Below are 13,679 nucleotides of genomic sequence, written 5' to 3'. Positions count from 1 at the left end.
GACCTTGACGGGACTATATCGGCTTCCTACTATTCGCCATAACAGTACTGGTCGGACCAGTATGAACAGATGAAATCCGTAACCGGGAGAAGGCCGTGTTGAAGTTTTTCAATTCGCTGTTTGGCCGGGTGGTGGTCGCTCTAGTGGCGGGCATCGTGATCGGCGCGCTGTTTCCGCATTTCGCCCAGTCGTTGCGGCCGCTCGGCGACGGCTTTCTCAAACTGATCAAGATGGTGATTGGTCCGATCGTGTTCTGCGTGGTGGTGAGCGGCATGGCGCATGCGGGCGATCTGAAGAAAGTGGGACGGGTGGGCCTGAAAGCGGTGGTCTACTTCGAGTTCATGACGACGATTGCTCTGGTGATCGGCGCGGTGCTGGCCTATGTCACGAAGCCCGGCGTCGGCATGAACATCAACCTGCATTCACTCGATGCGGCCTCGCTCAATACGTACACCGAACACACCAAAGATCTGAAGGACACCGCAGGATTTCTGCTGAAGATCATCCCCGACACCGCTTTCAACGCGTTCGCCACCGGCGACATCCTGCAGATTCTCGTGTTCTCGGTGCTGTTCGGTTCGGCTCTGTCGCTGCTCGGCGACAAGGCGCAGAAGGTGAGCGGCCTGATCGACGAACTGGCACAAGTGTTCTTTCGCGTGATGAGCTTCATCATCAAGCTGGCGCCGCTCGGCGTGCTTGGCGCGATTGCATTTACCACAGGCACTTATGGTGTCGCTTCGCTCGAACAACTCGGATTGCTGGTGGTGGTGTTCTACGCGAGCTGTATCGTGTTTGTGGCCGTGGTGCTTGGCGTCGTGATGCGTCTGGCCGGCTTTAGCGTCTTCAAGCTGATCCGCTATCTGCGTGAGGAAATGTCGATCGTGCTCGGCACGGCCTCCTCCGATGCGGTGTTGCCGCAGGTGATGCGCAAGCTCGAATGGATGGGGGTAAAAGACTCGACGGTCGGCCTCGTGATTCCGACGGGCTACTCGTTCAATCTCGACGGTTTCTCGATCTATCTGACGCTCGCGGTGATCTTCATTGCGCAGGCCACCAATACGCCGCTGTCGCTTCACGATCTGATCGTGGTGGTGCTGGTGTCACTGGTGACGTCGAAAGGGGCGCATGGTATCCCCGGTTCGGCAATCGTGATTCTGGCCGCGACGCTTTCCGCGATTCCTGCGATCCCGGTACTCGGTCTGGTGCTGATTCTGCCGGTGGACTGGTTCGTCGGCATTGCGCGTGCATTGACGAATCTGATCGGCAATTGCGTTGCCACGGTGGTCGTGGCGGTCTGGGAAAACGATATCGACAAAGCCCGCGCTCGTAGCGTATTGAACCGGGAAGCCGCGTTCCTCTATGTTCCCGCAGGCGAAGAAACGAATGTGGCGGGCGTCTCAGTCAATCCCGCGCACGCAACCTGATTCAAACGGCACCACCAACTACATCTCATCACTGGTCCGTCAGGCGCAACGCAGCGGTACGCCAATGCAGGCAACACACGCAGCCGCGCCAGCGGATTTTCACCCTCTTACCGTCAGACCGAGACCATGGCTACTCCGACCCTCGACCCGAACGCACCCGCTTTCACGCGCCGCTACATGAACCTGGCCGACCCGCGCCTGGGTGCGCAGGCGCTCTATGCAAGCGATGAATTCTTCGCGCCCAAAGAGCGCATGCTCGAACCGCAGCCGGCGGTGTTCATTCCTGGCAAGTACGACGATCACGGCAAATGGATGGACGGCTGGGAGACCCGCCGCAAGCGCACCACCGGACACGACTATTGCGTGGTCCGGCTCGCGCGCCCATGCGTCATTCATGGCGTGGACCTGGATACGAGCCACTTCACCGGCAACTTTCCGCCGGCGGCGTCACTGGAAGGCTGCCATGCAGAAAGCGACACGCCGCCCGACAACGCCGACTGGCAAGTCGTCGTGCCCGCGATGACGCTGCAGGGCAATCAGCACCACTACGTGGAAGTCAGCGACCCGCGCGCCTTCACGCACCTGCGTGTGAACCTTTACCCGGACGGTGGTCTCGCGCGCCTGCGTGTCTACGGACAACCGAAGCGCGATTGGGATCGCGTCGAACGCGCCAGCCTGATCGATCTGGCGGCGATCGAAAACGGCGCCTATCTGGTCGCCGCGAACAACCAGCATTTCGGACCGGCCTCGCAGATGCTGATGCCAGGACGCGGGGTCAACATGGGCGACGGCTGGGAAACGCGCCGCCGCCGCGAGCCAGGCAACGATTGGGCGATCGTCGCGCTGGCGCGACCCGGTGTGATTCGCAAGGTCGAAGTGGACACGGCGCATTTCAAGGGCAATTTCCCAGACCGCTGCTCGCTGCAGGCCGCGAGCGTGACGGGTGGTACGGACGAGTCGCTCGTCACCCAGGCCATGTTCTGGCCGGTGCTGATGGGCGAGCAGAAACTGCAGATGGACCACGTGCATCCGTTTGAGGCCGAACTGTCCAAGCTTGGCCCGGTCACCCATGTGCGCTTCAATATCTATCCGGACGGTGGTGTTTCCCGCCTGCGTCTGTGGGGTGAGTTGGCGTAAGCGAAGCACCCAGAGGAGCATGGCAACGGAGACACCGCAATGAAGATCCTGCAGATGGAGCGCCTGACGCGCGAAGCTTTCGCACCGTTTGGAGACGTGATCGAACTGGACGGCGCACGTCACTTTCCTATCAATGGCGGCACGACCGAGCGCTACCACGATCTTGCGCAGGTCGACGTGGGCGAGCAGGGCGGCCGCCCACTGATCAACCTGTTTCGCGCGCAACCGCGTGCGTTGCCGGTCGAGATCAACATGATGGAGCGCCACCCGCTCGGCAGTCAGGCTTTCCTCCCGCTTTCAGCGTTGAGCTACCTGATCGTCGTCGCGCCGGCTGGCGAGTTCGATCCGGCGCACATGCGCGGCTTCTGGACCGAGGGTTGGCAGGGCGTCAACTACGCAAAAGGGGTCTGGCACCACCCGCTGCTCGCGCTCGAGCGCGTCAGCGATTTCGTGGTGGTGGATCGAGGCGGCGATCAGCCCAATTGCGACGAGATTGCGCTGGCTGAGCCATGGCATCTCGCGCGTGTTACCTACGCTTACGGCCTCTGAGCAGCCCGAACGCACCGTACGGTAGGCCCTGCGTACCCTGGACGCAAAAAAACCCGGCCGACTGACGACGACCGGGTTTCTCTTTATTACCTGCGTGGCTCGCGAACCATGAGGCTCGCGACGATAATGCCGCTCAATGCTTGCGATGCGGGCAGTTTTCCTTCGTGCAGGCGCCGTACAGCGCGAGCGCGTGCTCCTGCAGCTTGAAACCGCGCTCTTTGGCAATAGCCTGCTGGCGGCTCTCGATTTCCTGGTCGAAGAACTCCTCGACCAGCCCGCAGTCGATACACACCAGGTGATCGTGGTGGGTGCCTTCGTTGAGTTCGAACACGGCTTTGCCGGATTCGAAGTTGCTGCGCGACAAAAGCCCCGCCTGCTCGAACTGAGTCAGCACGCGATAGACCGTAGCAAGCCCGATATCGAGCTCCTCGTGCAGCAGGTTGCGGTAGACGTCTTCCGCAGTCAGGTGGCGCACCGGGCTGTGCTGGAAAATCTCCAGAATCTTGAGGCGCGGTAGGGTCGCCTTGAGCCCGATATTTTTCAGATCGGTTGGATTGGTCATGACAAGGGATCCCTAGAGTACAATGCAGGGTTCTAATAGTAATGTGTTTACGCTGTTCAGGTCATCTTCGATGCAATGAAACTCGCGCGGTCCGCCACAGGCAGGGCCCGCACGGTGAGTGAAATGATTTCAAAATCTCTACTGATCTACCGGGGGAGCCGCATGCGGGGTACCTTGATTGCTGCAGCGACTGTCGCGGTTCTTGCCGGGTGCTCGACCTACGACAGCGTAACGCAGCGAATCGCGCAAAGCATCACGCCTTATCGGATTACCGTTGTGCAGGGCAATTTTGTCTCGGCTGAGGCAGCTGCGCAAATGAAGGTGGGTATGACACGGGACCAGGTGCGCCAGTTGCTCGGCACGCCGCTCCTGGCGGATATGTTCCACGCAGACCGTTGGGACTACGTGTTCTATTTCAAGCGTGGCAATACGAGCGTCGTGCAACAGCGTGACTTCGTCGTGAACTTCTCGGGCGATACGGTTGCAAACTGGTCGGGCGGTCAGGATCTGCCGTCCAACCTTGAATTGCTCGCCGAAATCGACGGCGACAAGCGCGGCAAGAAAGCGTTTGTGGCAGCAGAGGCTGCGGCAGCCAGCGGGGCGGTTGCCGCTTCGGGCGCCGCTGCGGCTACGCCGCCGGCAACGGCCGGCACGGTGTCTGCGCAGTCCATGGATCCGAACGCCGAAGCCGCGCAGGCGGCCAATCGTGCAACGGACGCCGTGCAGGCCCCGAGCGGCAAGATCACGCCGTCGGTGCGGGCAGGTACGCCGACCGCGAACGGTGGTGTGGTCCCGCAAGGCGCTACGTCGCCTGGGGCGCCGCAATTCCAGTTCACGCGTCCGGCGCCGCCTACCGTGCCGAGCGAACAGCAGGACAACCCGGTGGGACCGGCTGGCTCGCAGAGCAACAACGGGCCGACCTACAACGCACCGCTGACGTCCGCTCCGGCGACCACGGGAACGGGTAGCTAAATACGCTGTCCCTGACAATGACGGGCCGCGTTTAGCGCGCGAGCCCGTCATTTGTGTTTGTTGCGCCTTGTGTTCTGTCCTGAGGGGCGCGCTTTCAGGTGCCCTGTGACGCGCTTTGCGCTTCGCGTTGTTTTTTACCCCGTCGTTTCTAACGTCATATTTCGCGCGTGACTGCCATGAACATTGCTATTGCCGGTGCCTCGGGCCGTATGGGCCGGATGCTGATCGAAACCGTCCTGAACGATTCTGGCGTCAAGCTTTCCGGCGCGCTCGTGCGGACCGGGTCGGCGCAACTTGGTCAGGATGCCGGCGCGTTCCTCGGCAAGCAAACTGGGATTCTGCTGAGCGACGATATCGAGCAGGTGTTCGCCCAGTCCGACGCCCTGATCGATTTCACGCGGCCGGCGGCCACGCTCGTGCATCTCGAAGCGGCGCAGCGCCACAACGTCAAGATGGTGATCGGCACCACGGGTTTCGAAAGCGAGCAGAAGGCGCAACTGCGCGCGGCGGCTGAAAAGATCGGCATCGTCTTTGCCGCCAACATGAGCGTGGGCGTCAATGTCACGCTGAAGCTGCTCGAATACGCCGCGCAGCACTTCGCGACCGGGTACGACATCGAGATCATCGAGGCGCATCACCGCCACAAGGTCGACGCGCCGTCCGGTACCGCGCTGGCAATGGGCGAAGTGATCGCCGGCGCGCTCGGCCGCAATCTCGACGACTGCGCGGTCTATGGCCGCGAGGGCATCACCGGCGAGCGTGACCCGTCCACCATCGGTTTCGCGGCGATCCGCGGCGGCGATATCGTCGGCGATCACACCGTGCTGTTCGCCGGTACCGGCGAACGCGTCGAGATTACGCACAAATCGGCGAGCCGCTTGTCTTATGCACAGGGCGCGCTACGCGCGGCGCGTTTCCTCGAAGGCCACGCAAGCGGCCTGTACGACATGCAGGACGTACTCGGCCTGCGCTGAGCGCACGTATGCTCGGCGTGCGCCCCGTATCCCATCTGCGCACACTTTCCGACGGCGAGGTCCAATGGCAGGCACCGGCATTCTTCACTACCTGCAATCCAGCGACACGATCACCCATGCAGTAGCCTATGTGCTGCTAGCGATGTCGGTGGCGAGCTGGTGCTTTCTGATCGTCAAAAGCTGGGTTCTGAGCCGCGCGAAGCGTCAGGCGTCGCGCGCGATAACCGAGTTCTGGCAGGCGTCGACCTTAACCGACGGTGTCGCCGCGCTGCGGCTTGTCGATAGCGAACGGGTCTTCACGCCGCTCGCCGAAGCCGCGTTGCATGCCTCGGAGGTGGATATCCCCGGTGCGTTGCTCGCACGCGTCGAGCGCAGCGAGCGGGTCTTGCGGGCGCTGCGTCAAGCGCTCACCACCTCGCAGCGGCGGCTCGAGTTTGGCCAGGTGCTGCTGGCATCGGTGGGTAGCACGGCGCCGTTCGTCGGCTTGCTCGGCACCGTGTGGGGCATCTATCACGCGCTCGGCAGTATTGCCGCGAGCGGGCAGGCGATGATCGAAAACGTTGCCGGGCCAGTCGGCGAGGCGCTGATCATGACGGCCTTCGGCCTCGTGGTTGCGATTCCCGCGGTGCTTGCCTACAACGTGCTCGGCCGCATGGTGCGGCAACTGTCCGAGGAACTGGACGGCTTCGCGCACGATCTGCACGCCTACGTCTGCGCGCCCGCTTGAGCGGCGCCGCCGCTCGCATCAGGTGAAACCAGCTTAGCCCAGTTCAGCTTTAGTCAGGCAGGAGGTCGACATGGCATTCGGCGGACTCGAAAAACGGCAGACCGCAGCGCCGATGGCAGAGATCAACATGACGCCGTTGATCGACGTGATGCTGGTGCTGCTCGTGATTTTTATCATTACCGCGCCTTTATTCACACACGCGATCCGGCTTGACCTACCGAAAGTCGCCGCCGCACCGGCCCGTCAGACACCGCAGACGATCTCGCTGTCTATCGACGCGGCGGGCAAGATCTACTGGAACGGCAATGCCCTGACGCTCGACCAGATGCGCGCGCGCTTTGTGGAAGCGGGCAAGCAGCAGGAACAGCCGGAGATCCAGCTGCGCGCCGAGCGCTCGACGCGCTACGAGGTCATCGCCCAGGTGATGGGCGCGGCGCAGCAGGCGGGGCTACAGCGGCTAGGCTTTGTGACGGACCCGCCGCCGCCCGTGCCGGGCCATTAGCCATGCCGCGCGGCGCGCGGCAGACCCCTCGGCGAACGGTATAATCAGCGTTTTCCCCTGCACAAGGGGAAACGACGCCATTTCATCTAGCAGAGCACCAGGCCCGGTGCGAAAGCACCGAACCTAGCGATCCCATCACACCATGCACGAAAAATACGTTCCCTCCGACGTCGAAGCCGCCGCGCAAGGGCAATGGCGCGCCAGCGACGCCTATAAGACGACGGAAATCTCCGGTAAGCCCAAGTTCTATTGCGTCTCGATGCTGCCGTACCCGTCGGGCAAGCTGCACATGGGCCACGTGCGCAACTACACGATCAACGACGTGATGTACCGCTATCTGCGGATGAACGGCAACAACGTGCTGATGCCGATGGGTTGGGACGCGTTCGGTATGCCGGCGGAAAACGCCGCGATCGCCAACAACGTGCCGCCGGCCAAGTGGACGTACGACAACATCGCGTACATGAAGAAGCAGATGCAGGCGATGGGCCTCGCCATCGACTGGTCGCGCGAAGTCGCCACCTGCAGCCCCGATTACTACAAGTGGAACCAGTGGCTGTTCCTGAAGATGCTCGAAAAGGGCATTGCGTACAAGAAGACCGGTACGGTGAACTGGGACCCGGTCGACCAGACCGTGCTCGCCAACGAACAGGTGATCGACGGGCGCGGCTGGCGCTCCGGCGCTCTGGTCGAAAAGCGCGAGATCCCGATGTACTACATGCGGATCACGCAGTACGCCGACGAACTGCTGAACGACCTCGAAGGCCTTGGCTGGCCCGAGCGCGTGAAGGTCATGCAGCAGAACTGGATCGGCAAAAGCTTCGGCGTGAACTTCGGCTTCCCGTACGAGATCGACGGCGAGCAGAAAGTGCTGCGCGTCTTCACCACGCGCGCCGACACGATCATGGGCGTGACCTTCTGTGCAGTCGCGGCCGAGCATCCGCTCGCCACGCGTCTGGCGCAAGACAAGCCGGAACTGCAGGCGTTCATCGAAGAATGCAAGCGCGGCGGTGTCGCCGAGGCCGACGTTGCAACGATGGAAAAGAGGGGCATGGCCACCGGTTTCTACGTCACGCATCCGCTGACGCAGGAACAGGTCGAGGTGTGGATCGGCAACTACGTGCTGATGAGCTACGGCGAGGGCGCCGTGATGGGCGTGCCGTCGCACGACGAGCGCGATTTCGCGTTTGCGAAGAAATACGGTCTGCTGATCAGACAGGTGGTGGCGCTCGAAGGCAAGGAATACTCGACCGACGCCTGGCAGGAATGGTATGGCGACAAGGACGGCACGCTGATCAACAGCGGCAAGTACGACGGTATGACCTACACGCAAGCCGTGGATGCGATCGCAAGCGACCTGAAGGATCTGGGCCTTGGCGACAAGCAGGTCACCTACCGTCTGCGCGACTGGGGTGTCTCGCGTCAGCGCTACTGGGGCACGCCGATCCCGATCATCCACTGCCCGACCTGCGGCGACGTGCCGGTGCCGGAGAAGGATCTGCCCGTCGTGCTGCCTGAGGATCTCGTGCCGGACGGCACGGGTAACCCGCTTGCGAAGTCCGAAGCGTTCGTGAACTGCACGTGTCCGACGTGTGGCGGCGCCGCGAAGCGCGAAACCGATACGATGGACACCTTCGTCGATTCGTCGTGGTACTTCTATCGCTATGCGTCGCCGGATGCGAAGACCATGGTCGACCAGCGCACCGACTACTGGGCGCCGATGGATCAGTACATCGGCGGCATCGAGCACGCGATCCTGCACTTGCTGTACTCGCGTTTCTGGGCGAAGGTGATGCGCGACATGGGCCTGGTGAATTTCGGCGAGCCGGCCAAGAACCTGCTCACGCAGGGCATGGTGCTCAACGAAACCTTCTACCGCGAAAGTGAAGCGGGCAAGAAGACCTGGTACAACCCGGCCGACGTCACCGTGACGCACGACGAAAAGGGCCGTCCGGTCGGCGCCGTGCTGAACTCGGACGGCGAGGCTGTGGTGCTCGGCGGCATCGAGAAGATGTCGAAGTCGAAGAATAACGGCGTCGATCCGCAGGTGCTGATCGACGAGTACGGTGCCGACACGGCGCGTCTGTTTGTGATGTTCGCCTCTCCGCCCGAGCAGCAGCTTGAATGGTCGGGTTCCGGCGTGGAAGGTGCGAGCCGCTTCCTGCGCCGCGTTTGGGGCTTTGGCCACGCGAACGAAGCGGCCTTGCGCAAACAGGCTTCGTTCGACGCCGCCCAACTCGGCGAAACGGACAAGGTACTGCGCCGCGAGATCTACAGCGTGCTGAAGCAGGCCGATTTCGATTACCAGCGTTTGCAGTACAACACGGTGGTGTCGGCGGCCATGAAGATGCTCAACGCGCTCGACAGCGCCAAGGGCGCTCACCCCGCCGTGCTGCGCGAATGCTATGGCGTGCTGCTGCGCGTGCTGTACCCGGTTGTGCCGCATGCGACCTATCAGCTGTGGCAGGAACTCGGCTATGCCGACGAATTTGGTACGCTGCTGGACGCGCCCTGGCCGAAGGTCGACGAGAAGGCGCTGGAGCAGGCCGAGATCGAACTCGTGCTGCAGGTGAACGGCAAGGTGCGCGGTGCGGTCACGGTCGCGAAGGACGCCCCGCGCGACGCGATCGAGCAGGCCGCGCTCGCGCATGAGATGTTCGCCAAGTTCAGCGAAGGCAATGCGCCGAAGAAAATCATCGTCGTGCCGGGCCGCCTGGTGAACATCGTCGTTTGACGCCGAAGCTGGCAATAAGCAGGGCGGCGCCGCGAGCCGTGGCGCCACCCGAGTGTGGTACAGCATTTACTGCGAACCAGGAGCCAATGTGACTCGCAGATCGTTTTTGACGCTGGCGTGTGGGGTAATGGTGTTGTCCGCGTGTGGCTTTCAGCTACGCGGTCAGCAGGACTATCCGTTTAAGCGCCTCGCTGTTGCGGGCGCGCCGGCCCCGTTCCTCGGCCGTTTGACTCGAATGGTTCAAGGCGGCAGCGACACGGTGATCGTCAAAGCGGTGTCGAACGCGGATGCCGTTCTGCATGTTTCCGAGGTTCGTGGCAACAGCGTGCTGACGATGAATTCTCTCGGCGTCGTCGAAGAATATGAAGTCACCTACACGCTGCTCTACTCGCTCAACGGCACGGACGGAACGGTACTGATTCCGCAAAGCGCGATCGAGCTGAACCGCGCCATGACTTACAGCGATGAGTTCACGCAGGCGAAAATGGCCGAAGCGGATCTCCTGTACGCGGACATGCAAAGTGACGCCGTCGATCAGCTGATCCGCCGTCTGGGTGTCGTGCATTCGCTGCATCCGGCGCCGGGCCAAGGCGCGCCTGCCGTTGCGCCGCGCGTGCCGTTGCCGCCGCCGCCGCTTTGAGCGGCGCCTTGCACAGACGTGTTTTGCCAATCCTGTTGATCCGTAGCCATGCAACTGCGACTTGACGCGCTCGAAGCGCACCTCGCGAAGGGACTCGCCGACCTGTACGTCGTGTACGGCGACGAGCACCTGCTCGCGCAGGAAGCGGGCGACCGGATCCGCGCGGCCGCGCGCTCGGCCGGCTATACCGATCGCTCGGTGTTCACGGTGGAGCGTGGCTTCGACTGGAGTTCGCTGCTGGGTGCGAGCCAGTCGATGTCGCTGTTCGGCGACAAGCAGCTCGTCGAGCTGCGGATTCCATCTGGCAAGCCGGGCAAGGAAGGCGCGGATGCGTTGAAGTCGCTCGCTGACGCGGTGAATTCCGATGTCCTGACGATGATCACGCTGCCTCGTCTCGATGCGGCAACGCAGAAGTCCGGCTGGTTTACTGCGTTGGCCGAGGCGGGTGTGGCGCTGAAGATCGATCCGGTGGAGCGGGCGCAGTTGCCCAACTGGGTCGGCCAGCGGCTGTCGCAGCAGGGGCAGCGTGTGGCTGCCGGCGAGGAAGGGCGGCGCGCCTTGCAGTTTATTGCGGAGCGCGTGGAAGGCAATCTGCTTGCTGCGCATCAGGAAATTCAGAAGCTCGGGTTGCTCTATCCGGCCGGGGCGTTGAGTCTCGAGCAGGTGCAGGACGCTGTGTTGAACGTCGCGCGCTATGACGTCTTCAAGCTGAACGAGGCGATGCTGGCGGGCGACGTGGGACGGCTTGCCCGCATGCTCGACGGCTTGCGCGGCGAAGGCGAGGCGGCGGTGCTGGTGCTGTGGGCCGTTGTCGAGGAAGTGCGGACGCTTTTGCGCATCAAACGCGGCGTGGCGGCGGGCAAGCCGCTTGCGATGCTGGTGCGCGAAAACCGCGTGTGGGGGCCGCGTGAGCGGCTGATCGGCCCGGCTTTGTCGCGCGTAACCGAAGCGGCGCTGGAGAAGGCGCTCGCGCTCGCGGCGAAGCTCGATCGCCAGGTCAAGGGGCTGTCCGGCGGCACGCCTGGCAATCATCGCAATGACCCACCGCCTGACCCATGGGATGGGCTGTTCGAACTGGCGATGACAGTCGCTGCGCCGGCGAAGGCGACGGCTGCGCCAATCGGGTCGCCTGGCAGGCCACGACCGCCAGCCGCGCCAGCGCGCAGGCCGGTCTGAACAGAGCGCACGCCTGCAGGCTGCGTTTTGACGCTGGTCTGACTGTGAGCGCGCAGCAACCACTCTGATCGGCCCCGTTGGCTGCGCATCCAGCAAGCCGCTGCAACCAGACTTACAATCGTTTGATCTTTCGCCAATTCTGCCTGTCCACCGCGTACCGAAGACACGTACGGACATCACGAGAATCACCATGAATATCGACCAGTACATGACCGACCTCGGCCGCCGCGCCCGGCACGCTTCGCGTGCGATGGCGCGGGCGTCGACGGCAGCGAAAAACACCGCGCTCGAGGCAGTGGCCCGCGCGATCGAACGCGAGTCGGCGCAGCTGAAAGAGGCCAATGCACGCGACGTTGCACGCGCACGCGAGAAAGGGCACGACGCTGCGTTTATCGACCGTTTGACCTTGTCGGACAAGGCGCTGAAGACGATGGTCGAAGGCCTGCGCCAGGTCGCGGCGCTACCGGATCAGATCGGTGAGATCAGCAACCTCAAATACCGTCCGAGTGGCATCCAGGTCGGGCAGATGCGCGTGCCGCTCGGCGTAATCGGCATCATCTACGAATCGCGGCCGAATGTGACGATCGACGCCGCCGCGTTGTGTCTGAAGTCAGGCAACGCAACGATTCTGCGCGGTGGTTCGGAAGCGCTCGAATGCAATACCGCGCTGGCGAAGCTGATTGGCGAAGGCCTCGAGATGGCCGGTTTGCCGCAGGATGCCGTGCAGGTGGTGGCGACTTCGGATCGCGCTGCGGTGGGCGCGCTGATCACGATGACGGAATACGTCGACGTGATCGTGCCGCGCGGCGGCAAGAGCCTGATCGCACGTTTGATGGAAGAAGCGCGCGTGCCGATGATCAAGCACCTCGACGGAATTTGCCACGTGTATGTCGACGATCGTGCGGACATCACCAAGGCAATGACCGTGTGCGACAACGCGAAGACGCACCGCTACGGCACCTGCAACACGATGGAAACGCTGCTGGTGGCGCGTGGCATTGCGCATGAAGTGCTACCGCAGCTTGGGCGCCTGTATCGCGTCAAGGAAGTCGAACTGCGCGTCGATCCGGCGGCGCGCGAGGTACTCGAAGCGGCGGGCGTCGGCCCGCTCGTCGATGCAACCGAGGAAGACTGGAGCACCGAATATCTCGCACCGGTGCTGGCGATCAAGGTGGTCGACGACCTCGATGCGGCGATCGAGCACATCAACACCTACAGTTCCGCGCATACCGATGCGATCGTCACCGAAGACCACGACCGCGCGATGCGTTTCTTGCGCGAAGTGGATTCGGCGAGCGTGATGGTCAACGCATCGACGCGCTTCGCCGATGGCTTCGAATTTGGCCTTGGCGCAGAAATCGGCATTTCGAACGACAAGCTGCACGCGCGCGGGCCGGTGGGACTGGAAGGGCTGACGTCGCTGAAGTACGTTGTGCTCGGGCACGGCGAAGGCCGTCAGTAACCCTCGGCGCGCTGATGGGCGCGCGATCATCAACGCCAACTCGACGCACGAGGACCGCCAATGCTTCTGGTAAAAACGTTTCACATCGTTCTGATTGCTTCCTGGTTTGCCGGCCTGTTCTACTTGCCGCGCATCTTCGTCAATCTGGCGATGGAAACGGAACCGGCCGCCACGGCACGCCTGCTGATCATGGCGAGGAAGCTTTATCGCTTTATGAGCTTCATTGCAGTTCCCGCGCTCGCCTGTGGGCTGTGGCTGTGGCTGGTGGTCGGCATTGGGCGTGGGCAGGGCTGGATGCACGCGAAGCTCACCGTCGTCGTGCTGCTGATCGTCTATCACTTCTATTGCGGACGTTTGCTGGCGACGTTCGAACGGGGTGAGAACCGTCGTACGCATAAGTGGTATCGGATGTTCAATGAACTGCCCGTGCTGGGGATGCTGGCGGCGGTGGCGTTGGTGGTTTTAAAGCCGTTTTAAAAATAATCGGAATTCTTCTAAAAGAACCGGTGCGGTAAATCTTCATCAATTGCGGCAACCCGGTATCAATTCATAAATGCCGGGTTAAAGCGTCCTTTTGGCATCTCGAGATTCGTTCGGATGCTATCCGTCGGTACGCACTTCTAAAATTCAGCCTGTGACGATACGGTCCCCGTCTCCAACGCGGAGGCAACGATTTGCCCATCCTGTGTCACGTTCTATGCGATTTAAATAAGAGTTATGCAATCGACATAACTTGCTGTGTCTATTTAACGGATTTAAGACTGGTCCGATGTCGACCGGATACTCAGATCAATAACGTAGATTTCCTGGTCTGGACCTC

General features: G+C 62.2%; 13 protein-coding genes. 12 read left to right on the top strand and 1 reads right to left on the bottom strand.

The genetic code is table 11. The features are described from left to right. Nucleotides 1-95: 95 nt before the first annotated feature. From BUS06_RS00360 to BUS06_RS00350, 3 genes are all read left to right on the top strand, one after another. Nucleotides 96-1,424, top strand: coding sequence for a C4-dicarboxylate transporter DctA (locus tag BUS06_RS00360; protein ID WP_074262481.1), 1,329 nt, complete (start codon nucleotides 96-98; stop codon nucleotides 1,422-1,424). Nucleotides 1,425-1,550: 126 nt separating this feature from the next. Continuing rightward, complete coding sequence (gene alc, locus BUS06_RS00355) at nucleotides 1,551-2,561, top strand: allantoicase (protein ID WP_074262480.1); 1,011 nt, start codon at nucleotides 1,551-1,553, stop codon at nucleotides 2,559-2,561. A 39-nt stretch (nucleotides 2,562-2,600) separates the two neighbouring features. Beyond that, nucleotides 2,601-3,110, top strand: coding sequence for an ureidoglycolate lyase (locus BUS06_RS00350; protein ID WP_074262479.1), 510 nt, complete (start codon nucleotides 2,601-2,603; stop codon nucleotides 3,108-3,110). Between the two features lie 133 nt (nucleotides 3,111-3,243). Here the strand turns inward: BUS06_RS00350 and fur are convergent, their stop codons facing one another. Continuing rightward, a complete protein-coding gene (gene fur, locus BUS06_RS00345) occupies nucleotides 3,244-3,672 on the bottom strand; it encodes a ferric iron uptake transcriptional regulator (RefSeq protein ID WP_074262478.1) in 429 nt (142 codons plus the stop codon). A gap of 162 nt (nucleotides 3,673-3,834) precedes the next feature. Between fur and bamE the strand changes: the two genes are divergently transcribed. The 9 genes from bamE (at nucleotide 3,835) to BUS06_RS00300 (ending at nucleotide 13,336) form a co-directional block, all read left to right on the top strand. Next, nucleotides 3,835-4,644, top strand: a complete 810-nt coding sequence (gene bamE / locus BUS06_RS00340; RefSeq protein ID WP_074262477.1) for an outer membrane protein assembly factor BamE — start codon at nucleotides 3,835-3,837, stop codon at nucleotides 4,642-4,644. A 176-nt stretch (nucleotides 4,645-4,820) separates the two neighbouring features. Next, the gene (dapB, locus tag BUS06_RS00335; RefSeq protein WP_074262476.1) at nucleotides 4,821-5,618 is read left to right on the top strand and encodes a 4-hydroxy-tetrahydrodipicolinate reductase; all 798 of its coding nucleotides are present in this window, start codon (nucleotides 4,821-4,823) and stop codon (nucleotides 5,616-5,618) included. Nucleotides 5,619-5,682: 64 nt separating this feature from the next. Continuing rightward, nucleotides 5,683-6,345 carry a MotA/TolQ/ExbB proton channel family protein gene (locus tag BUS06_RS00330; RefSeq protein ID WP_074262475.1) on the top strand — a complete coding sequence of 221 codons (663 nt, stop codon included), beginning with the start codon at nucleotides 5,683-5,685 and terminating at the stop codon, nucleotides 6,343-6,345. A gap of 70 nt (nucleotides 6,346-6,415) precedes the next feature. Continuing rightward, nucleotides 6,416-6,847 (top strand): ExbD/TolR family protein, encoded by a 432-nt coding sequence (locus tag BUS06_RS00325; protein WP_074262474.1) that lies wholly within the window; start codon nucleotides 6,416-6,418, stop codon nucleotides 6,845-6,847. Between the two features lie 142 nt (nucleotides 6,848-6,989). Then, a complete protein-coding gene (leuS, locus tag BUS06_RS00320; protein WP_074262473.1) occupies nucleotides 6,990-9,581 on the top strand; it encodes a leucine--tRNA ligase in 2,592 nt (863 codons plus the stop codon). Between the two features lie 88 nt (nucleotides 9,582-9,669). After that, a complete protein-coding gene (locus BUS06_RS00315; RefSeq protein ID WP_074262472.1) occupies nucleotides 9,670-10,221 on the top strand; it encodes an LPS-assembly lipoprotein LptE in 552 nt (183 codons plus the stop codon). A gap of 48 nt (nucleotides 10,222-10,269) precedes the next feature. After that, complete coding sequence (gene holA, locus BUS06_RS00310) at nucleotides 10,270-11,397, top strand: DNA polymerase III subunit delta (RefSeq protein WP_074262471.1); 1,128 nt, start codon at nucleotides 10,270-10,272, stop codon at nucleotides 11,395-11,397. A gap of 139 nt (nucleotides 11,398-11,536) precedes the next feature. Beyond that, complete coding sequence (locus BUS06_RS00305; RefSeq protein WP_302050856.1) at nucleotides 11,537-12,859, top strand: glutamate-5-semialdehyde dehydrogenase; 1,323 nt, start codon at nucleotides 11,537-11,539, stop codon at nucleotides 12,857-12,859. 60 nt (nucleotides 12,860-12,919) lie between these two features. Beyond that, a complete protein-coding gene (locus BUS06_RS00300; RefSeq protein ID WP_074262469.1) occupies nucleotides 12,920-13,336 on the top strand; it encodes a CopD family protein in 417 nt (138 codons plus the stop codon). Nucleotides 13,337-13,679: the final 343 nt, after the last annotated feature.

The organism is Paraburkholderia phenazinium (assembly GCF_900141745.1).
GTDB lineage: Bacteria > Pseudomonadota > Gammaproteobacteria > Burkholderiales > Burkholderiaceae > Paraburkholderia > Paraburkholderia phenazinium_B.
The sequence above is the reverse complement of the archived record's forward strand: the minus strand, read 5'-3'. Positions and strand labels throughout refer to the sequence as shown.